The organism is Pedobacter aquae (assembly GCF_008195825.1).
GTDB classification, from domain to species: Bacteria; Bacteroidota; Bacteroidia; order Sphingobacteriales; family Sphingobacteriaceae; genus Pseudopedobacter; species Pseudopedobacter aquae.
In genome coordinates this window covers 2,995,429-3,015,605 of the sequence record NZ_CP043329.1, presented here as the reverse complement: position 1 = coordinate 3,015,605, position 20,177 = coordinate 2,995,429, and the positions used below count along the sequence as shown (strand labels likewise).

The window sequence follows — 20,177 nt, the reverse complement described above, 5'->3', positions numbered from 1 at the left end:
TTTAAGCTTTAACTGATGCTTTATTACCTGATTTTACTTTGTCTACAAATACTTTTGCAGGTTTAAAACTTGGCACAAAGTGCTCTGGGATAATTATTGCTGTATTTTTAGAAATATTTCTAGCTGTTTTTTCTGCTCTCTTTTTAACAACAAAACTTCCAAAACCTCTAACATAAACATTTTCTCCACTTACCATTGAGTTCTTAACCACTTTAAAGAATGCCTCTACGGTTTCTTGCACATCAACTTTCTCAATTCCTGTCTTATTTGCAATTTCAGCAATTATCTCTGCCTTTGTCATGTCTATATGTTCTTTTTTATATTTAATTAATTCTACCTAATATTTGGGGATGCAAAAGTATTGCTTTTAGTTGAATAAAGGAAAATAAATACGTAAAATTTTGAATCAACAAGCTATCATACAACCTCTAAGCTATTTTTTAATGTTTTTAAAGCATTAAACGTAATTTTGTGCATGAAATTTTCTGACATCTTAATGCATTGGTATAGAGCAAATAAGAGAGACTTACCTTGGCGGGATACCCATGATGCTTATTTAATTTGGCTTTCTGAGATTATACTCCAACAAACACGGGTAGAACAAGGAATGCCTTATTATTTCAAGTTTGCAGAACGTTTCCCAACAGTAAAAGCTTTTGCCGAAGCCTCTGAAGATGAGGTTTTACGTCTTTGGCAAGGGTTAGGATATTACTCTAGAGGGAGAAATATGCTTAAAACTGCCATAAAAGTTATGGAAGAGCATGGTGGTATTTTCCCGTCTGACTATACTTCTTTGATTAAGCTAACAGGTATTGGAGCTTATACTGCCGCTGCAATATCATCATTTTCTGCAAACGAAGCCCGGGCAGTTGTAGATGGCAATGTATATAGATTGATTTCTAGGCACTTTGGTGTAGAAACACCTATCAACACGCCAAAAGGGAATAAAGAGTTTCAGGAGCTTGCAAATGAATTATTAAACCCATATTTGGCCGGAGAGCATAACCAAGCCATGATTGAGTTTGGTGCTTTACAATGTAAACCCAAAAATCCTAACTGTAGCATTTGTCCTTTTATAACTTCTTGCTATGCTTATCAACACAAAAAAATTAGTGAATTGCCGGTTAAGCTTAAAACCTTAAAGATAAAGCAGCGCTTCTTTTCTTATTTTGTAGTGAGGAAGGAGAATGATATCCTACTTAAAAGAAGAGATAACAGCGATATATGGGCTGGTTTACATGATTTCCCAATGATAGAGTTTAACCAAGAACCTACACTGGCAGAGTTAAAATCGCATCCTAATTACTCGTTATGGTTTCCTTCAGATGCTAAAATAGAAGCTGTTTCTTTTCCTATTAAACATATTTTAACGCATCAAAGAATTTTTAGCACATTTATTGAAATTGATAGTATTAATGAAGAAATTGTGCAAGAGAACGGATGGTTATGGCTGAATTTAAACGACTTAGACCAATACGCACAACCTAAATTAATTTTTGCTTTTTTAAAAAAATACTTAAATTGAAGAAAATTAATTAAGATTTATGTCAGGTATCAACAAGGTTATTTTAGTTGGCCACTTAGGGAAAGACCCAGAAGTTAGGCATTTAGAGGGAAATGTTACCGTAGCTAGTTTCCCTTTGGCTACATCAGAAACTTATAATAAAGACGGTAAAAGAATAGAACAAACCGAGTGGCATAACATTGTAATGTGGCGTGGTCTTGCCGATGTTGCATCTAAATACTTGCAAAAAGGCAAACTGGTTTATATTGAAGGTAAGTTAAGAACTCGCTCTTTTGAAGATAAAGAAGGGCATAAAAAGTACACCACAGAAGTTGTAGCAGAAAATTTCACGATGCTTGGTAGAAAAAGCGATTTTGAAAATGGTACTAACGGAACAACGGCTCAGGCCGATAAAAGTGATAATCCAGCAGCGGCATCTAACTTTAGTTTAGACCCTGTTGATGACGATTTACCTTTTTAAACCTACATCATAAAAACATAAAAAAGCCCTTAAAATCATCTTTAAGGGCTTTTTCTATAGATAAAAATCTACTATTTCCCTCCCGGAGGGCAATGCTCTTTCAAGAATTTAGTAAAAGTACTTGCTAAATGTTTTGTAGTTCCCTCGCCTTCAGATATGCTATGGCTTCTGTTAGGATAGCTCATCATTTGGAAGGTTTTATTGTGTTTGATTAATTCATTTATCATTTGTTCTGCATTGTTATAATGCACATTATCATCGCCAGTGCCATGTATCAATAATAAATTGCCTTGTAATTTGCTAGCGTGTGCTAGTGGCGAGCCTTTTACAAAAAACTCTTTATCTTCTGGCAATAAGCCCATATAACGCTCCTGATAAATGTTATCATAATTAAGCTGATTATCTACGGCAGCAATAGAAATTCCGGTTTTGTAAATCTCAGGATATTGAAATAAAAGATTTAAGGTAGAAGAGCCACCACCACTCCAACCCCAAACAGCTATACGATCTTTATCTACATAAGGCCATTTTAAAATCTCTTTAGCTGCCATAGCTTGGTCTCTGATGTTTAAAATACCAATATTTCTATAGATAGATTTGCGCCATTCTCTGCCTTTTGGAGCTGGTGCGCCACGTCCCTCAACAGACATATAGATGTAACCATCATTGGCCATATTACCTACATATAATCGGTTAAGGCCCATTCCAAACCTGTTTACCACGGTTTGCGATGCTGGCTCGCCATAAACATAAAATACAACAGGATATTTCTTTGAAGGGTCAAAATTGTTAGGTTTTACCATCCAGCCGTCCATTTCAATACCATCTTCTGTTTTTACTTTAAAAAACTCTACCTGCGGTAGTTTCATAGATTTAAACCTTGCCGGAGTTTCTTTTTCTGATATAATTTTGTGTTCTGGCAAAGTTACCACTTGTGAAACCGGGTAGTTTGCCGTACTAGAAAAGCTATGTAAAGCTACTTTTCCGTTTGGCGATATATCATAATCATGTGTGCCAGCTTGGTTTGCCGGACTAACCCTTACAGCTTTACTGCTTCCATCAATTTTAACACGATATAGATAAGTTTCTGTGGCATTGTCTGGCGAGGCTGTAAAGTAAATCAGTCCGTTTTTTTCATCAATTAAACTGATATTGATGATATCGTAATCTCCTTTGGTGATTAATTTTTCTTTACCATCTAAACCAATACTGTAAATATGGCGCCATCCGTCTTTCTCGCTCACCCAAATGTATTCTTTACCTTCTTTTATCCAATCCCAACCTGTAGGGTCGTCATCATTCCATCTAGATTTAATATCTATCCAAGCGGTTTCTTTTTCTTCATAAATGGTTTTTACTTTACCGTCTATGGCATTGCAAAGCATCACCTTACTGATGTTTTGTCTGCGGTTTAATTGCTGTATAATTAACTGATTGTTGTTGTTGGCCCATTCCATACGTGGGATATAATGCTGTACAGCATCGCCAGGTACAGCCATCCACTTTGTTGGTCCGCCGCCAGATGATACTACACCAATACGGCATCGGCTAGGGTCTTCGCCCACCACTGGATATTCTACCGGAATGGTGAAAGGATACAAAGAATCAGTATTATTAATCATCAGATAATCTTTGGTTTTACGAGCGTCTAATTGCCAGTAAGCTATAGATTGCCCGTTTGGCGACCATCTAAAACCATCTCTACAACCAAATTCTTCTTCATAAACCCAATCAAAAGTACCGTTAATGAGTTTGTTAGCCCCATCGGTAGTTAAGGCTTTATTTCTTCCGCTAGCCAATTCCTCCACATAAATATTGTTTTTACTTACATAAGCTACACGGGTACCATCTGGAGAGAATTTAGCAAACATTAAAGATGATACAGGTTTGTCTTTACCCAACTGCTGCAATTTTTTGCTTTGTGTATCATAAACCCAGTAATCGCCACGGGTATCATAACGCCATACTTTTACGGTATTGGTGTGCAGTAATAACTTCTTTTTATCATAACTTAAACTAAACCTTTTAACGTCTAAAGGTTTGCCGTTGGGCGGAGTTAAAGCCGCTGTGCTTAAAATAGTGGTTTCGTTTTTAGGGTTTCTGATATCTATTTCTACGATACCCTTATCATTAATTTCATAGTAAGTAAAGCCATCTTGCGACCACTGTGTGCCAGGTCCAAATTGTGCTTTTACATTTAAAAAACTGATGAATAATAAAACAGCTAAAACTATTTTACTCATTTTCTGAAAGTTATTTTTCATGATGACCTATTTTATTTTTTTAGTGATACCCTGTTTGGCGTATCGTCTCCTTTAATAATTGATGTTGCGCTAATGATGATAGCTTTAATGGTTTCTGTAACATTTTCAGCATCCAGAGTTTCAATTTCATCATCTACGGTATGGTAGAAATTGTCTTTATCTATTTGTACGGTAGAAATGGTATGTGCTGGCACACCTAATCTCGCTAAAGTGGCATTATCAGAACGGTAAAACAAGTTTTGCTCTGGATATGGGTCTGGATGAAAAGTAAACTCGCTACCTTTTAAATTTTTCTGTAAAATTTGCCCAAAATCAGAATGATTAAAACCTGTTATAAAAGCGTTTTTCTTCCCAAATTTTGATTCTTTACCTATCATTTCTATGTTAAACATAGCCTTCACCTTATCGGGATTTAATTGCTTGGAGAAAAATTGAGAACCGTATCCGCCAATTTCTTCTGCTGTAAAAGCCACAAAAATTAAGGTTCTTTCGTTATCCTTTTTTTGCGCAAAATATTTAGCCAGTTCTAAAACTGCGGCTACACCAGAGGCATCATCATCTGCACCGTTGGCAATAGAATCTTTTCCCGTTGGCTTAATAAGCCCGATATGATCATAATGAGCAGAAAAAATTACATATTCATCTTTTAGAGAATTACCGGGCACTACACCTACAACATTATATAAATCTAGTTTTTGGTACTTAAAATTCTGAAAATAGTAGTTTAAGCCATTAAAGGGTTGTAAGCCTGCCTGCTCAAACTGATAAGCAATGTAATTTGCTGCTTTAGCAATGTCTTCCTTCACCAAGGCATTTCTGCCACGCATATCATCCGCGGAAAGCGTTTTAATATGAGCCTCTACATCTTTTACATGAAGCTTAACGTTGGGTATGGGTTGTGCTTGGCAAGCCGAGAAAGCCATCCCTAAAGAAACTGTATAAATTATCTTCTTTATCATTATTCTATTGATTTTGATTTGAGCCATTTCTCTCTAAAAGCAAGAATCTCTGGTGTTAATTCCATACCCAGCTTTTCATAAGTATTTAAGCCTAAAGTTGGATTATAAGTTAAGGTAAGTAAAGTATTTTTAACTTTTCCATCTCTTTCATAAGTGAGGGTAATTTGCTCGCCAGGTTTTTTGGTGGCCAAAAAAGCTTCAAAGTCTTCAGACTTAGAGAAGTTTGTACTATCGGCACTTAAAATATAATCGCCTGCTGCTATACCTGCATCATAAATAGGGGTGTTAAACAATGCTGAAGAAAGTAATTTAAGTTTCCCATTTTCGGAGTTAAATCTTAGATTCCCTACATAAGCAGCAAATGGTTTGGTACGATTTAAGTCGTATCCGGCTTTAGCTAACAAAGCTCTATAATTGGGTTTTTGTATGCCATAGATGTAGTTGGCGAAGAAAGTTTTAGCAAAATCATCACTGGTAAGTGTTGCTAAAGTTTGTTGTAAATCTGCAACTGTATATGGGATTTCTGTTTTGCCATGCTTTTGCCAAAGCAGTTTCATATAATCATCTAAAGAAAGATTAAACTGGCTTTGTAAGCTTAAATCTAAGGCTAAAGCGATGATATTGCCGTAAAGATAATAAGAACTATATATGTTATGATTATTGGTTGGATCTATAGCCACGCCAGCATCTACAAAAACAGCTCTTCTGCTTATTTCTATGGGCGAGTAACGGTTTGCTCCTGGCGAGTTGAGTACGCTATTTAAGAAATAACCTTGGTTGTTTAGAAAATCATCAATGCTGGTAACGCCAGCTCTTGCCTGTAATAATTCGCCATAATATTGTGTAAAGCCTTCTGCAAACCATAACTCATCACTCATATTGGCTTTTTCGAAATTAAAAGGTTCTAAAGTTTTAGGTCTGATACGTTCTACATTCCAAGCGTGGAAAAACTCGTGTGAGATGGTGCTTAGAACATCAGAAATACTACTCTCTAAATTTGCTGCTTGCTGCGGAATAACGGTTGAGTTGCGGTGCTCCATCCCGTCTGAGGCGTTACTAGGTAAAACATCAATTAGAAAAGTATACTCTTTAAAATCAAACTGAGGCAACTCGCCAAAAACAGCCTCCGCTTCTTTAACAATTTTTTTGGTTTTTGAGGTTAAATCCTGCAAAGTAGAATCGGCGGCAGCACCATGGTAAACAATTTTAATTTTTTGGGCGCTACCATCTTTATTTAAAACATCAAAACTTTTCATTGTAGCTGCTGATATTTCTATGGGGCTATCCATAAAATACTGTAGATTTTTGGCTTTATAGATACCACTATCTACAGGTAATTGCGTATAAACTTGCCATTGCTTATTAGGCAGTAAAATTTTTAAGTCGATTGGTCTTTCTTGCAATGCCGGCACAAACATAAAAGAAGCTGGAATATTCAAATGTGCATGGCGATGATCTATGCCTACATAAGTACCATCTACCCGGTTACCAAATAAGGTATAGGTAATTTTAACGCTACCTTGATGTCCGGAAATTTGGAAAGCATCGCCTTCAATTTGTTTGATTTTTAGCTGTTTTCCATCAGCTTGATAGGCCAAAACATCGTAAACATTTTTACCAAACTCGTGAGTGGCGTATCTTCCGGGCGAAGACCTTGCCATTTTTACTACAAAACTATCTTGTGGCGGGTTAGGTATTACTAAACTAATTTGAGCTTCGTGATGTACCGCATTATTTAAGGAAAGGGTATAAGAAATTGGGTTTTCTTGTGCCCATATTCTGAAACCATTTAAACTAAGAGCAATTAAAAGAGATAATTTTTTCACCATATTGATATAAAGAAGGTTGAAATTAAAGAAAAATTGAAGTTTTTAGCTTTTTGTAAAGTAATTGTTATTGGTTAGAAGATCTTTATACTTTATACTCTGTACTTTATACTTTCAACTCCTTACCCTCAAACAGTATTTCATTTACTATTTTTGATAAAATTCTAAAATCATGGAATATATCATCACAGCCATCATTATATTACTTATAGCCGTTTTTCTTTTTCTAAAAAAGCCTTCATCAAACACCAATGATGCTTTATGGAATGAATTAAAAGCAGAAAACGAGCAGTTAAAGATTAATCTGGCGGTTAGTCAGCAACAACAGAAAAGCTTAACAGAAGAAAAAACTGCTGTTATAAATCTCTTAAAAGAAGAAAAGCAAGATGCCGAGTTTAAACTTTTAGGGAGGATAAATACCTTAGAAGATGATAAAAAGGAGCTTCAAGATGTTTTAAATGCTGAGCGTAAAAAAATTGCAACATTAGAAGAATCTTTCAAAGCACAACAACAGCGCTTAGAAGAGCAAAAACAATACATGGCCGAGTTACAACAGCGCTTTAAAACCGAATTTGAAAATGTTGCTAATCAAATCCTGAAAGAGAAAACCAAAGAATTTACGGATGTAAACAAAGCTAATTTGGATGTTTTGTTAAATCCTTTGAAAGAAAACATAAAAGCTTTTGAGCAAAAAGTAGAGCAAACTTATAAAGTAGAAGCTAACGAACGCTTTACCTTAAAAGGCACTATAGACGAGTTGATAAAACAAACCAAACTGATACAAGATGATGCCAGTAACCTTACCAAAGCTTTAAAAGGTGATAACAAAAAGCAAGGTAACTGGGGCGAGATGGTTTTAGATAAACTTTTAGAAGGCTCGGGCTTAATAGAAGGTATCAATTATAGCAAACAAGCGGGTTTTATTGCCGAAGATGGAAACCGTTATCTGCCCGATATTTTATTAAACCTGCCAGAAAATAAACACATCATTATAGATGCTAAAGTTTCTTTAGTGGCCTATGAAAAACTGGTTAATTGCGATGAAGAGACAGAACGTGAAGCTTTAACCAAACTACATGTAAACTCTATAAAAAGCCATATCCAAGGTTTAAGCAATAAAAACTATCAAGATTTATATCAGATAAACTCTCCAGAATTTGTGTTGTTATTTATCCCTATAGAGTCTTCTTTTGCTATTGCCGTACAGTACGACCAAGAGTTGTTTGACTTTGCGTGGAATAAGAAAGTAGTTATTGTAACACCATCAACCCTATTGGCTACTTTAAAAACGGTAGCTTCTATCTGGAAACAAGAACAACAAACCAAAAACGCCATTGATATAGCTACAAAAGCAGGCGCTTTGTACGATAAGTTTGTAGGTTTTGTAAGCGATATTCAGAAAATTGGCGATAGCTTAGATAAATCTCAAAAGGCTTATCAAGATGCTTTAGGGAAGTTAAGTACTGGTAATGGCAATTTGGTTACCCGGGCAGAACAGCTTAGGAAATTAGGAGCTAAAACTTCTAAACTATTGGATGATAAATTGATAGAAGAGTAGTAAAAATGGTGACTGTGTTTTATGCTTTGATAAAATCTCTCAAACATATTACACAACAATTTCTTTCTGTAGTAGAACAAGCGTTAATTTTATACATCGCACTAACTAAACAGAATAAAATGAAAAAATTGAATCTATTTTTTGCTGCTACTGCCGTGGTACTCTCGGCATGTAACAGTACCAAACAACATGATATGATAGCCCCAGCAGAAAAGATAAATGTATTAGCCTATCCGGATACTAAAAAAGAAAGCGTAAAAGACGATTATTTTGGAACCATCGTAGAAGACCCATACCGTTGGTTAGAGGATGATTTATCTGCCGAAACCAAAGCTTGGGTACAGGCCCAAAATAAGGTAACGCAAAACTATTTAACGCAAATTCCTTATAAAGAGGCAATCAAAAGTCGTTTATCAGAACTTTGGAATTACGAGAAATTCTCGGCCCCTTTTAAAGAAGGTGCTTATACTTATTTCTATAAAAACGATGGTTTACAAAATCAAGCTGTTTTATATCGTCAGGCTGATGGAAAAGAACCTGAAGTATTTTTAGATCCTAACAAATTCTCTGCTGATGGAACCAGTTCTTTAGCAGGAATAAGTTTTTCTAAAGATGGTAGTTTGGCGGCTTATCAAATATCCGAAGGTGGTTCAGACTGGCGTAAAGTTGTAGTTCTTAAAACACAAGATAAGGCCATTGTTGGCGATACTTTGATAGATGTTAAATTCTCGGGCTTAGCCTGGAAAGGAAACGATGGTTTTTACTACAGCAGTTATGATAAACCTGCTGCCGGAAGTCAATTATCGGGTTTAACCCAATACCATAAATTGTATTTTCATAAACTTGGCACTTCCCAAAAAGAAGATGTTTTACTTTTTGGCGGTAACCAAACACCAAGAAGATACATCGGTGCAAACCTTACAGAAGATGAACGCTTCTTAATCATTTCTGCTGCAAACTCTACCACAGGTAACGAGCTTTACATGCAAGATTTAAGCAAGCCTAACAGCGCTATTGTTAAGGTGGTTGATGATTTTGATAACGAACATCAAGTAATTGGCAATAAAGGCGATGTGCTATACATCCAAACCAATTTAAATGCTCCAAATTATAAAGTAGTAACGGCTAATGCTGCCGATGCGAGTCCTAAAAACTGGAAAGATTTAATTCCAGAGACTCAAAACGTATTGAATGCTAGTACAGGAGGCGGAAGAATCTTTGCTAACTATCTTAAAGACGCTACTTCTTACGTGGTTCAATTTACTATGGATGGTAAGAAAGAAATGGAAATTGAGCTGCCTGGTGTAGGTACTGCTTCTGGTTTTGGTGCTAAAGAAACAGATGAGGAATTATATTATACTTTTACTTCTTACATCTATCCGCCAACGATATTTAAATATGATATTAAAAACGGAAAATCAGAAGTTTATAAAGCATCTGCGGTGAAATTTGACCCTTCTTTATACGAGTCTAAACAAGTTTTTTATACTTCTAAAGATGGTACCAAAGTACCTATGATTATTACTTACAAAAAAGGTGTTGAGCTAAACGGTAAAAACCCAACGCTTTTATATGGTTACGGAGGATTTAGTATCAGCCTAACGCCGGCATTTAGCACCGCAAATATTATTTTATTAGAGCAAGGCGGTATATATGCAGTAGCAAACCTTCGTGGCGGAGGCGAGTATGGCGAGAAATGGCACATTGCAGGCACTAAGATGCAAAAGCAAAATGTATTTGATGATTTTATTGCTGCTGCCCAATACCTGATAGACCAAAAATATACATCAACTGATTATTTGGCTATTTCTGGCGGTTCTAACGGTGGTTTATTGGTAGGTGCTTGTATAACACAAAGACCAGATTTATTTAAAGTTGCTTTCCCGGCTGTTGGGGTGTTAGATATGCTACGCTACCATAAATTTACGGCTGGCGCTGGTTGGGCTTATGATTATGGTACAGCTAACGATTCTAAAGAGATGTTTACTTATCTAAATAAATATTCTCCTTATAGCGCATTAAAAGCTGGTACTGCATATCCTGCTACTATGGTTAGCACTGCCGACCATGATGACCGCGTGGTACCTGCACACTCGTTTAAGTTTGCTGCTCGTTTACAAGAATACCACAAAGGTACAGCACCAGTTTTAATCAGGATTGAGACCAATGCCGGACATGGTGCTGGTAAACCAACATCAAAAATTATAGAAGAACAAGCAGATAAATGGGCTTTCATGTTCCAAAACATGGGGGTTAGTTATCATGTGGTTAAGTAAGCGTTACCGCTGATTTTCCTAAACATTTACAAGCAGCGTCTTTTCTTAAAGGCGCTGTTTTTTTATGTCTTTTCTGTATTGGAACATACTAATTATAGCCAATACTTTTTTTATTTTCAGAAGCTTTCTATATTAGGATATGGCCTGGGGCATTTCACCTAAAAAAACAGCACAAGTTCCATTACATGGTTTTGGAACCGATAAGTATTTAGCAATAGTTTTTAACGCTTTTGAAAATTTAAATTGGAAAGTAAGCTATGCAGATGATAAAGGTTTAATAGCTTATACACCCATTTCATGGGAATCATATTCTGAGCAGATTACCGTAGTTATAGAAAATGAAATTGCGCATATTAAAAGTGAATGCGTGGGGTATCAGGCTTTTTTATACGATTATGGCAAAAACGAAAAAAATATAGAATTACTCATTACCGAGATTGAGTATTGTGCCTTTCATATCCAGACAGATATAGAAGGGAATATCCAAAGGTTTAAAGATAGTTTTTACCAGCATCCGGGTATAAATCTTTCTTATACCCCGCTTGGGGCTAAAGATAAGTTTACACATTTAGGCACCATATTTATCCCTAGAAAAAATTATCAGGTAGTACCCGTATTGATAGCTGTTAATTGCCTAGTTTTTATTTTACAGCGTATTATCTTTTTCGCTTATGTTTTTGCACTTAACCAAAAGGGGGTATCAGATGTAAAAGAAAAAAGTACAGCTTTTGGAAAGCTACTTTATGGCGGTATAGAACGTAATTTGGTTTTAAACGGAGAATACTGGCGATTATTTACCGCCTGTTTTTCTCATGGTTCTGTGAGTCATATTTTCTTTAACATGATTTTTCTGGCCTACATTGGTTCTATCATAGAAGGCAGGGTTGGTAAATGGAATTTTTTAGGTTTATACCTCATGACAGGCATCTGCGCAAGCATTACCTCTATTGGTTTTAGGTACGAGGAAATGGGGGTTGGCGCTTCTGGAGCTATTATGGGTATGTTTGGTGTTTTCTTAGCTTATTTAAGTACAAACTTTTTTGATGCTAAAGCCAGAACCGCATTTTTGATAAGTACTGTATTGATAAGTATCATTACTTTATGGCCAAGCGGAGAAGGGATAGACCATGCCGCCCATTTTGGAGGTTTTATTTCTGGTTACATCTTCGGGATTTTCTCTTATTGGGCTTATACCAAAGCAGAGCGCTCTAAACGCTATTTTATAAGGATGGTAAGTTATGTATTGATACTTTTGGCAGTATCATCTTGGGTGTTTTTTATGCCTAAATATGATTTAGAAGCCTACAGAAAATCAAAAGATAAAATGATGGTCGACTTAAACCTTATTTCTTCTTACTTTTACTCTTCTGATTATGATACGCTCACAAAAGTAGAGCGGATTGTCTTGCTAGAAACCAAGATGATTCCTGTCATAAGAAAGAATGAAATTGTGCTGAAGGAATTAAAGAATACTCCTTTACCATCAGAAGAAGAAAAAAATGCAAAGCATTTCTTCAAATACTATGGTAATAAGCTTAAAATTTACGAGTTGTTGTATAAAGAGTTTAAAACAGATCATCCTGCTTACAGGAAAAAAATGCAACAACTTACAGATGAAATTTACGAGCAAGAGGAAGAATAATAAAAATTAAACGTTAACACATAAATGAGAAGATTTAAATTATTGCTATTAACGCTATTATGTAGCACAGGGGCTTTTGCGCAAGGGTTAATTGGCTACATGAACAATGCAAGCGATTTTTTGACAGGCTAAATCAGCGCAAATTTGAAGAAGCTCAAGGTTTTTTTGCCGATAGTCTTAAAGCTAAAGTTCCGCCAGCAACGTTAGAAGCTGTTTGGAAACAAATTACAGCCCGTATGGGTAATTTAACTTCTATTGATGGTGCAGAAAACCGTAGTCAGGATGATTTTCAATCTGTAATTTTAAACTGTTCTTTTGAGAAAGGCAACCAGCCTTTCCAGTTTGTGTTTAATAAAGACCAAAAGTTGATAGGCTTTTTTATTGCCGCCCGACCAAATATCCCAACCTATAAATTACCCGCTTACGCTGATACTGCTAGCTATAAAGAAGAATTTATCACTATTAAATCTGGCACACATGAGCTTCCAGGGGTCTTAACAAAACCAAAAACAGGCGAAAATTTCCCTGTGGTGATATTGGTACATGGCTCTGGTCCGGCAGATATGGATGAAAGCGTTGGTGCACAAAAACCTTTTAAAGATTTAGCGCTAGGCTTAGCATCACAAGGGATAGCCAGCATCAGATACGTAAAACGTACTACCATTTATCAGAAAGAATTTACCAAAGCTTTTACCTTAAAAGAAGAAACCGTTGACGATGCTGAAGCTGCTTTGGCTTTTGCTAAAACTCTTCCAGAAATAGATAAAGCACAGCTTTACGTTTTTGGGCATAGCTTGGGTGGTATGGTAGCACCACTTATAGCCACCCAAAACCCAGATGTAAAAGGTATCATTTTAGCGGCAGCACCAGCAAGAAAATTTACTGATATCATTAGCGAACAAAATAAATACTTGTTTGAGCAAAGTAAAGACACCTCTGCAACTTTAAAAGCCAGTTTAGACAAAGCTTTAAAAGATATACAGCAAGTAGCCAACTTAAAAACAGGTGCTTTACCTGCCGATTCTGTTATGCTTGGCCTACCTGTTTCTTATTGGCTAGATATCAATAACCTAAACCAAGTAGAAACGGCAAAGAAATTGAAGACCAAAATATTGGTCATACAAGGCGGAAATGATTTTCAGGTAAGCACTATAGATTATAACGAATGGCAAAAAGCATTGAAAAATAAGAAGAACGTTAGCTTTAAATTTTACCCTATGCTTAATCATTTATTTAGCTTTGTTTCAGAAAAAGGTACAGTAAGCCAATACCAACAAGTGGCTAATGTAGAAGCCGTTTTAATTAATGATATAGCAGCTTGGATAAAGCAATAATATGATTCAGATACAGATTTTTGTAAATAACCCTTATCAGGAAAATAGCTACATTCTTTACGATGAAACTAAAGAATGTGTGATTATAGACCCCGGCATGTATACCGCTGCAGAGCAAAACGAGGTCATCAATTTCATTAAAGAAGAAGGGTTAAAACCGGTTTTATTCCTTAATACCCATTGTCATATAGACCATGTTTTGGGCAATAAATTCATCTTTGATAATTATGGCTTAAAGCCGCAATTTCATAAAGGCGAGCTTCCGGTTTTGCAGGCAGTACCCGCTTATGCACCACAACAGGGTTTTAGGTACGAGTTATCGCCAGAGCCAGAAGTATTTTTACCAGAAACGGGCTTTGTAAACTTAGGAAACAGCAGTTTAGAGCTTGTTTTTGCACCCGGTCATTCGCCAGCACACCTTTGCTTTTTAAGCAGAGCAGATAAATTTATGATAGGCGGCGATGTGTTGTTTAGAGGGAGCATTGGTCGTACAGATTTACCCGGTGGAGATTATCAAACCCTTATCAACAGTATCCAAAATAAGGTATTTACCTTGCCAGATGATATTGTAGTTTACCCGGGGCATGGTCCTGAAACTACAATAGGTTACGAGAAACAGTATAATCCTTTTTTTAATAGGTGAATGCATCATTCTACATAGCTAAGCGGTATTTATTCTCTAAGAAATCTACCAACGCTATCAATATGATATCTGGTATTTCTATGCTGGGTGTATTTATTGGTAGTGCAGCCTTAATCATCATTTTATCGGTATTTAATGGTTTTGAAGGCTTGGTTTTATCTATGTATGATAGCTATTCGCCACACCTTAAAGTAGAAGCTGCTAAAGGCAAAAGTTTCGACCCGCAAACGCCTTTTTTTAAACAGCTAGAAAGCGATGCTCAAATTTTTCTTATACCCATGTTTTGCAAGAAAAAGCTTTATTAAGGTATGATGATTTACAATTTATTGGCAAAGTAAAAGGAGTAAGTGAAGATTTCTTGAAGAATAGCCTGTTAGATTCATCTTTGGTACAGGGCGAATTTATACTAGGAGATACAGCAGAACAATTGGTTGTTATTGGGGCTACGGTACAATATGTTTTAGGGGTAAATATCAATAATCCGTTAAAAAGGTTAGAGATATATTCGCCCAAAAAAGGTACTCAAAGCGCATTTACCCCTGCCGATGAATTTGTGGCAGCATACTTACAACCCGTAGGCGTTTTTCAGACCCAGCAAGAAGAAAGCGATATGGTTATTGTGCCTATAGAAACTGCCCGTACTTTATTGCAAGAATCCAGAAATGTATCGGCTATAGAGATTTTTCTGAAAGACCAAGACAATGTTGAGGCTTTTAAAAAACACCTAGAAAAAAACTTGGGAAGTGCCTTTATAGTGAAAAACCGAATACAACAAAATGCTTTGCTTTATAAAATCTTAAATTCAGAGAAATGGGCTATTTATCTCATCTTAACCTTTATACTCATTATCGCTATTTTTAATATTATTGGTTCTTTAACCATGCTAGTGATTGACAAAAGAAGAGATATTGCTATTTTGAATAGTTTGGGTGCATCTAAAACCATGATTAGTAGAATTTTTCTTTACGAAGGTTTGATGATAGCTATGTTGGGCTGCTTTTTAGGCCTTTTAGCAGGTTTAGCATTTTGTTTACTACAACAAGAGTTTGGTTTAATAAGTATGGGGCAAGCCAATTTATTGGTAGATGCTTATCCTGTAAAGCTTAAAATAGCAGACTTTTTCTTGGTATTTATGACTGTGTTTACCATATCTTTTATTGCAGCTTTTATAAGCTCGAGGTTAAGCATTAAAAGGTTTGAGAAGTTGAAAGAAGACTTATAAAAAAAGGGATGATTTTAAACCATCCCTTCTCGGTGTAAACACCTATCAATAACCATCAATAATTATTCTCTTTCGTGTTTATGATTCCTCTCTCTTTATTTCTACACTCACAACAACATCTTCAGCACATGAATAAACACTATCCTTTAAGCACTTATCTATTAAATTATTGATAGTAATTTTCTGTTTTTTACCAGTTACCATTAAGCATTTGCCAGATAAAAGAAAAAGGCCAAATACCTTGTATTTCTTTTTCTACCATTTCATCAGCCTTAGCTTCTTTTGCTAAAGAAATATGTTCTATGCTGATGTAATGTTCTTGCTGCATGATATCCTTTTGATGAATCAAATTTCGCTATAATAACCTAGTACTAAAAAGCGATAATCATGATGAGGATATAAGCAAAATCTATATCAGGTTAAGAAAATAGACTTACTATAATTTGGGATGATTTTTTTCTCCAATGCCGTTTGAAAAAGCTGCTGAATAGCCTTACGACCTTCTGCACCTAAATCAACCGAATATTGGTTTACATATAAAGAGATATGTTTATACATCACTTCCTCGCTCATTTCCTGAGCGTGAGAACGTATATAATCTAAACCCGATTTGGGGTTTGCAAAAGCAAACTCTACAGATTTTCTAATCAAACGGTTAACCTTTAATTTTACTTCATCTGGTAAAGAACGCTTAATCACAATACCGCCTAAAGGAATGGCTGATTGCGTGGTCTTCTCCCAATAATCGCCCAAATCCATGATTTTCTTTAAACCTTTTTCATGATAGGTAAAGCGGTTTTCATGAATAATGAGGCCTAAATCTATTTCCTTGTTTAAGAGTTGCTGCTCTATTTGAGAGAATACAATTTCTTGTTTGTTTTGCAATTGCGGGTAAGCAACGCCAAGTAAAAAGTTAGCCGTGGTGTATTTTCCGGGTATACCAACTTTCAGCAATTCTGGCTGTTGCTGGATAAGGCTTTCATCAAAATCTTGGTTGGCAATTAATAAAGGGCCTACACCAAAACCTAGGGCACTGCCAGCATCAAGTAAAACGTAGTTTTCTAAAGCATAAGCAAAAGCATGGTAACTTAACTTGGTAATATCCAACTGTTGGTTAAAAGCTTTCTGGTTTAATGTTTCTACGTCATCATAAGAAACCTCAAAATCTAAACCTTCAGTATCTATTTTTTTATGGATAAGGGCATCAAAAATAAAAGTATCATTGGGGCATGGCGAGAAGCCTAAGCTTAGTTTCATGTGTTTGGTATTTTAAAAATCATCAATCAAATAGAACGTATTTTTTAATGCTATTATATTTAGGCTGTGCAGAGTTGAAGCCATTATTTATACCTTAAAATCGGGCGTTTACCCACTGGCTTTCCGGCCTCTTGACCGGCCATGTCAAGGTACTTTTATTCAAAGTATTAGTTTTATGTTTTGGCCTTCATGAATGCTACGCATGTTTCCGCAAAAAGTACCCAAAAACTCTCCGCTACGCCGCTTGCTTCTAAAGGTTTTGCTAAGGCTAGTTCTGTAGCTGCCGCAACCGCCAAGGCGGAATTAAGCGTAAACGGTTGTTAATGCTTGGGCCAGACTTCAAAACAGAAACATAATCATACTATTAATTTATATTAAATCTCAAGATGACAAACGACTTAGCCTAGTGCTTAGACTTTACTCAATTTTATTTTTTAGACAAAGTATTTAAGTATTGGCTTAGCCATTCATTCAAATTCTTAACAGCTAAAGGGATGTTCCAGTTTGCTTTATTTCTTTTTTCTACATAATTAGAAATGGCTCTTACTTGCATGCCGGCCACACCTGCTTCTTCGCAAGCGTAAAAGAAAGCTGCGCCCTCCATACTTTCTGTTTGAGGGAACAAACGTTCTTTTACATCTTCAATGCTGTCTTCATTACCATGCACTTTATTCACGGTAATGGCTGTTACCTTTTTTAAATCGGTTTGGAAGCTGTCATGTAATTGTTCTAAAAATTCAACTTCGCCCAATTGCATTTCCTCTAAGCTTAAAAACTCTTCATCATCCTCGGCGCCAAGCTCGGCTAAAATATCCTTTTTAACCTGTACTACTTCGCCAATGGCTATGCGTTTACTAAAGCTACCCGCTATACCAGCGTTTATAGCCATGTTATAAGTTTGGTTTTCTAGTGCTTTCCCTAATGCATAAGCGGTAGCCACCATGCCAACTCCGGTAACCACAATATCAATTTCATGAGCTAAATAAGTGAAGCTTAAACCCTTTTCGGGGATGCTTAATTTTTTAAACAATGGCGCTATTTCTTGATAGGTTGCAACAACAATTAGTATCCTCATTCAACAAATTTACGTACAATGATTTAAAGTGTTTCTTATCCTTGTAAATGCTTTGCGTATATTTGCGCATTATTTAGGCAAAAATGATTTACATTACAAGAAAAGAGCATTTTAATGCTGCCCATAAACTTTACCGTGAGGATTGGAGCAAAGAGAAAAACGAAGAGCTTTTTGGTAGATGCGCAAATGCTAACTGGCATGGCCATAATTATGATTTATATGTTACTATAAAAGGTAATATTAATCCTGATACGGGTTTTGTGATTGATTTAAAAGAGCTAAAAGATATTATTTTAGTAAATGTTATTGATAAGCTAGACCATAGAAATTTAAATTTAGATGTTGATTTTATGAAAGGTAAAATGGCATCTACAGAGGTTTTAGCCATAGAAATTTGGAAACAATTAGAATCTCATATTGCTGCTAGAGGAGCGCAATTGCATAGCATAAAACTTTATGAAACTGCCAATAATTACGTTGAGTATTTTGGCGATTAACACATCCGTATGAGTCTTGATAACCAACATGATGATTTTGCTGAAGAAAATGGCTATGCTAAAATAGACCGTTATAACAGTAAAAAAATCAATAAAATAGCAGCCAATTATGCAGAAATACTTTCTGAAATAGGCGAAAACCCAGAAAGGGAAGGCTTGCTAAAAACGCCAGAGCGTGTTGCTAAAGCTTTACAGTTTTTAACCCACGGTTATGATTTAGATGCAGCAGAGGTTTTACGTTCTGCCATGTTTCAGGAAGATTATAGCCAAATGGTTATCGTAAAAGATATAGAAGTATACTCGATGTGTGAGCACCACATGTTACCTTTTTTGGTAAGGCGCATATTGCTTACATCCCTAACGGGCATATTGTGGGCTTAAGTAAAATACCTAGAGTAGTAGATATTTTTGCCAGAAGGTTACAAGTACAAGAAAGGTTAACTAACGAGATTAGAGATTGTATACAAGATACGCTTAAACCTGCGGGTGTTGCCGTAGTGATGGAGTGTAAACACATGTGTATGAGTATGCGTGGGATACAAAAACAAAATTCTGTTACTACAACATCGGCCTTTACAGGACAATTTATTATAGAAAAAACACGGTCTGAGTTTTTAAGGCTGATAGCTGCAAATTTAGCTTAAATAGTAAAATTTTAACATACCCTGTTTTGTCAGGCTAAGCAGAGTAGAAGCCTTTTTAAAACATGCTAATTATATTTTAAACCAAATAAAACACAATGAGAGCATATATTTTTCCTGGTCAGGGGGCACAGTTTGTAGGGATGGGTAAAGACCTTTATGAAACATCAGCGCAAGCGAAAGATTTGTTTGAAAAAGCAAATGAAATCTTAGGTTTCAGCATCACAGATATCATGTTTAATGGTACAGATGAAGATTTAAAGCAAACCAATGTTACACAACCCGCTATTTTCTTACACTCGGTTATATTGGCTAAAGTTTTAGGTGATGATTTTAAGCCTGATATGGTTGCTGGGCATTCTTTGGGCGAGTTTTCTGCCTTAGTATCAGCCGGAGCTTTATCTTTTGAAGATGGTTTAAGACTGGTTGCTGCCAGAGCCAATGCCATGCAAAAAGCTTGTGAGTTACAACCATCTACCATGGCGGCAATTTTAGGTTTAGATGATTTTACGGTTGAAGATATTTGCCAGCGTGTAAGTGACGTTGTGGTGCCAGCCAATTATAACTGCCCTGGGCAATTGGTTATTTCTGGTAGTATTGCTGGTATTGATAAAGCTTGCGAATTATTAACCGCAGCCGGAGCAAAAAGAGCTTTAAAATTAAATGTTGGTGGTGCTTTCCACTCGCCATTAATGGAAGCAGCAAGGGTAGAGTTAGAGGCAGCTATTGTAGCTACACAATTTAACGAACCTATTTGCCCAGTTTATCAAAATATTGATGCAAAACCTTATACCGAGGTAGAAGCTATTAAAGCTAATTTAATTGCACAACTTACAGGTTCTGTAAAGTGGACGCAAACTGTACAAAAAATGTTGGCAGATGGCGGTACCGAGTTTGTAGAGGTTGGACCGGGTAATGTTTTACAAGGTTTGGTTAAAAAAGTAGATAGAAGTGTAAGTACATCAAGCGCAAGCTTATAAAGAACAAAAAATTTAAAT

19 protein-coding genes and 2 pseudogenes are annotated in these 20,177 nt (G+C 36.0%); 14 read left to right on the top strand and 7 right to left on the bottom strand.

Annotated features, from left to right (window positions below):
* Window position 1: 1 nt before the first annotated feature.
* Window positions 2-301 (bottom strand): HU family DNA-binding protein, encoded by a 300-nt coding sequence (locus tag FYC62_RS13180; protein WP_026902835.1) that lies wholly within the window; start codon window positions 299-301, stop codon window positions 2-4.
* A 174-nt stretch (window positions 302-475) separates the two neighbouring features.
* Here FYC62_RS13180 and mutY point away from each other — a divergent pair, with 174 nt between their 5' ends.
* Window positions 476-1,525, top strand: coding sequence for an A/G-specific adenine glycosylase (mutY, locus tag FYC62_RS13175; RefSeq protein ID WP_039454100.1), 1,050 nt, complete (start codon window positions 476-478; stop codon window positions 1,523-1,525).
* 19 nt (window positions 1,526-1,544) lie between these two features.
* Entirely contained in the window at window positions 1,545-1,985 is a 441-nt protein-coding gene (locus FYC62_RS13170; RefSeq protein WP_039454101.1) for a single-stranded DNA-binding protein, read from the top strand.
* Window positions 1,986-2,056: 71 nt separating this feature from the next.
* Here FYC62_RS13170 and FYC62_RS13165 read toward each other — a convergent pair whose 3' ends face one another.
* Genes FYC62_RS13165 through FYC62_RS13155 form a run of 3 tightly spaced genes read right to left on the bottom strand, consistent with a single transcriptional unit; the run spans window position 2,057 to window position 7,037 of the window.
* The gene (locus tag FYC62_RS13165) at window positions 2,057-4,249 is read right to left on the bottom strand and encodes a S9 family peptidase (RefSeq protein WP_240534729.1); all 2,193 of its coding nucleotides are present in this window, start codon (window positions 4,247-4,249) and stop codon (window positions 2,057-2,059) included.
* 11 nt (window positions 4,250-4,260) lie between these two features.
* Window positions 4,261-5,208 carry a M20/M25/M40 family metallo-hydrolase gene (locus FYC62_RS13160; RefSeq protein ID WP_149075271.1) on the bottom strand — a complete coding sequence of 316 codons (948 nt, stop codon included), beginning with the start codon at window positions 5,206-5,208 and terminating at the stop codon, window positions 4,261-4,263.
* Window positions 5,208-7,037, bottom strand: a complete 1,830-nt coding sequence (locus tag FYC62_RS13155) for a M61 family metallopeptidase (protein ID WP_149075270.1) — start codon at window positions 7,035-7,037, stop codon at window positions 5,208-5,210. The genes FYC62_RS13160 and FYC62_RS13155 overlap by 1 nt, the downstream gene beginning before the upstream one ends.
* Window positions 7,038-7,206: 169 nt before the next feature.
* On the opposite strand from FYC62_RS13155, the gene rmuC reads away from it, so the two are divergent.
* The 8 genes and pseudogenes from rmuC (at window position 7,207) to FYC62_RS13125 (ending at window position 15,709) form a co-directional block, all read left to right on the top strand.
* Window positions 7,207-8,592 carry a DNA recombination protein RmuC gene (rmuC, locus tag FYC62_RS13150; protein ID WP_149075269.1) on the top strand — a complete coding sequence of 462 codons (1,386 nt, stop codon included), beginning with the start codon at window positions 7,207-7,209 and terminating at the stop codon, window positions 8,590-8,592.
* Between the two features lie 194 nt (window positions 8,593-8,786).
* Complete coding sequence (locus FYC62_RS13145) at window positions 8,787-10,868, top strand: prolyl oligopeptidase family serine peptidase (protein ID WP_240534899.1); 2,082 nt, start codon at window positions 8,787-8,789, stop codon at window positions 10,866-10,868.
* A gap of 139 nt (window positions 10,869-11,007) precedes the next feature.
* Window positions 11,008-12,510, top strand: coding sequence for a rhomboid family intramembrane serine protease (locus FYC62_RS13140; protein ID WP_039454118.1), 1,503 nt, complete (start codon window positions 11,008-11,010; stop codon window positions 12,508-12,510).
* Window positions 12,511-12,683: 173 nt separating this feature from the next.
* Window positions 12,684-12,827: pseudogene (locus FYC62_RS17670) on the top strand (DUF3887 domain-containing protein); the annotation flags it as partial.
* A gap of 27 nt (window positions 12,828-12,854) precedes the next feature.
* Complete coding sequence (locus FYC62_RS17665) at window positions 12,855-13,844, top strand: alpha/beta hydrolase family protein (RefSeq protein WP_317131547.1); 990 nt, start codon at window positions 12,855-12,857, stop codon at window positions 13,842-13,844.
* Window position 13,845: 1 nt separating this feature from the next.
* Window positions 13,846-14,487 (top strand): MBL fold metallo-hydrolase, encoded by a 642-nt coding sequence (locus tag FYC62_RS13130; protein WP_149075267.1) that lies wholly within the window; start codon window positions 13,846-13,848, stop codon window positions 14,485-14,487.
* The gene (locus FYC62_RS18040) at window positions 14,484-14,792 is read left to right on the top strand and encodes a hypothetical protein (protein WP_317131493.1); all 309 of its coding nucleotides are present in this window, start codon (window positions 14,484-14,486) and stop codon (window positions 14,790-14,792) included. The genes FYC62_RS13130 and FYC62_RS18040 overlap by 4 nt, the downstream gene beginning before the upstream one ends.
* The gene (locus tag FYC62_RS13125; protein ID WP_317131492.1) at window positions 14,771-15,709 is read left to right on the top strand and encodes an ABC transporter permease; all 939 of its coding nucleotides are present in this window, start codon (window positions 14,771-14,773) and stop codon (window positions 15,707-15,709) included. The genes FYC62_RS18040 and FYC62_RS13125 overlap by 22 nt, the downstream gene beginning before the upstream one ends.
* A 190-nt stretch (window positions 15,710-15,899) precedes the next feature.
* On the opposite strand, the gene FYC62_RS17160 is transcribed toward FYC62_RS13125, so the two are convergent.
* Both FYC62_RS17160 and FYC62_RS13120 read right to left on the bottom strand, forming a co-directional pair.
* Window positions 15,900-16,037, bottom strand: coding sequence for a hypothetical protein (locus tag FYC62_RS17160; protein WP_161792145.1), 138 nt, complete (start codon window positions 16,035-16,037; stop codon window positions 15,900-15,902).
* An 86-nt stretch (window positions 16,038-16,123) separates the two neighbouring features.
* On the bottom strand, window positions 16,124-16,966 hold the full coding sequence (locus FYC62_RS13120; RefSeq protein ID WP_149075266.1) for a menaquinone biosynthesis family protein: 843 nt from the start codon (window positions 16,964-16,966) through the stop codon (window positions 16,124-16,126).
* A gap of 189 nt (window positions 16,967-17,155) precedes the next feature.
* Between FYC62_RS13120 and FYC62_RS17860 the strand changes: the two genes are divergently transcribed.
* On the top strand, window positions 17,156-17,290 hold the full coding sequence (locus tag FYC62_RS17860; protein WP_262713567.1) for a hypothetical protein: 135 nt from the start codon (window positions 17,156-17,158) through the stop codon (window positions 17,288-17,290).
* 103 nt (window positions 17,291-17,393) lie between these two features.
* On the opposite strand, the gene mqnB is transcribed toward FYC62_RS17860, so the two are convergent.
* Window positions 17,394-18,041: a futalosine hydrolase gene (mqnB, locus tag FYC62_RS13115; protein WP_149075265.1), complete on the bottom strand. Its 648-nt coding sequence runs from the start codon at window positions 18,039-18,041 to the stop codon at window positions 17,394-17,396.
* Window positions 18,042-18,124: 83 nt separating this feature from the next.
* Here mqnB and FYC62_RS13110 point away from each other — a divergent pair, with 83 nt between their 5' ends.
* From FYC62_RS13110 to fabD, 3 genes and pseudogenes are all read left to right on the top strand, one after another.
* Window positions 18,125-18,538, top strand: coding sequence for a 6-pyruvoyl trahydropterin synthase family protein (locus FYC62_RS13110; RefSeq protein ID WP_026903902.1), 414 nt, complete (start codon window positions 18,125-18,127; stop codon window positions 18,536-18,538).
* A gap of 9 nt (window positions 18,539-18,547) precedes the next feature.
* A pseudogene (gene folE, locus FYC62_RS13105) lies at window positions 18,548-19,182 on the top strand (GTP cyclohydrolase I FolE).
* A gap of 95 nt (window positions 19,183-19,277) precedes the next feature.
* On the top strand, window positions 19,278-20,159 hold the full coding sequence (gene fabD / locus FYC62_RS13100) for an ACP S-malonyltransferase (RefSeq protein ID WP_149075264.1): 882 nt from the start codon (window positions 19,278-19,280) through the stop codon (window positions 20,157-20,159).
* Window positions 20,160-20,177: the final 18 nt, after the last annotated feature.

What these genes read in the sequence shown, in the direction of transcription:
- mutY (WP_039454100.1), top strand. Translation starts at nt 476, where the DNA reads ATGAAATTTTCTGACATCTTAATGCATTGGTATAGAGCAAATAAGAGA.
- FYC62_RS13130 (WP_149075267.1), top strand. Translation starts at nt 13,846, where the DNA reads ATGATTCAGATACAGATTTTTGTAAATAACCCTTATCAGGAAAATAGC.
- FYC62_RS13170 (WP_039454101.1), top strand. Translation starts at nt 1,545, where the DNA reads ATGTCAGGTATCAACAAGGTTATTTTAGTTGGCCACTTAGGGAAAGAC.
- fabD (WP_149075264.1), top strand. Translation starts at nt 19,278, where the DNA reads ATGAGAGCATATATTTTTCCTGGTCAGGGGGCACAGTTTGTAGGGATG.
- FYC62_RS13120 (WP_149075266.1), bottom strand. Translation starts at nt 16,966, where the DNA reads ATGAAACTAAGCTTAGGCTTCTCGCCATGCCCCAATGATACTTTTATT.
- FYC62_RS13110 (WP_026903902.1), top strand. Translation starts at nt 18,125, where the DNA reads ATGATTTACATTACAAGAAAAGAGCATTTTAATGCTGCCCATAAACTT.
- FYC62_RS13145 (WP_240534899.1), top strand. Translation starts at nt 8,787, where the DNA reads ATGATAGCCCCAGCAGAAAAGATAAATGTATTAGCCTATCCGGATACT.
- FYC62_RS13160 (WP_149075271.1), bottom strand. Translation starts at nt 5,208, where the DNA reads ATGATAAAGAAGATAATTTATACAGTTTCTTTAGGGATGGCTTTCTCG.
- FYC62_RS13140 (WP_039454118.1), top strand. Translation starts at nt 11,008, where the DNA reads ATGGCCTGGGGCATTTCACCTAAAAAAACAGCACAAGTTCCATTACAT.
- FYC62_RS13155 (WP_149075270.1), bottom strand. Translation starts at nt 7,037, where the DNA reads ATGGTGAAAAAATTATCTCTTTTAATTGCTCTTAGTTTAAATGGTTTC.
- FYC62_RS13165 (WP_240534729.1), bottom strand. Translation starts at nt 4,249, where the DNA reads ATGAAAAATAACTTTCAGAAAATGAGTAAAATAGTTTTAGCTGTTTTA.
- FYC62_RS13180 (WP_026902835.1), bottom strand. Translation starts at nt 301, where the DNA reads ATGACAAAGGCAGAGATAATTGCTGAAATTGCAAATAAGACAGGAATT.
- FYC62_RS17160 (WP_161792145.1), bottom strand. Translation starts at nt 16,037, where the DNA reads ATGCAGCAAGAACATTACATCAGCATAGAACATATTTCTTTAGCAAAA.
- mqnB (WP_149075265.1), bottom strand. Translation starts at nt 18,041, where the DNA reads ATGAGGATACTAATTGTTGTTGCAACCTATCAAGAAATAGCGCCATTG.
- FYC62_RS17860 (WP_262713567.1), top strand. Translation starts at nt 17,156, where the DNA reads ATGAATGCTACGCATGTTTCCGCAAAAAGTACCCAAAAACTCTCCGCT.
- rmuC (WP_149075269.1), top strand. Translation starts at nt 7,207, where the DNA reads ATGGAATATATCATCACAGCCATCATTATATTACTTATAGCCGTTTTT.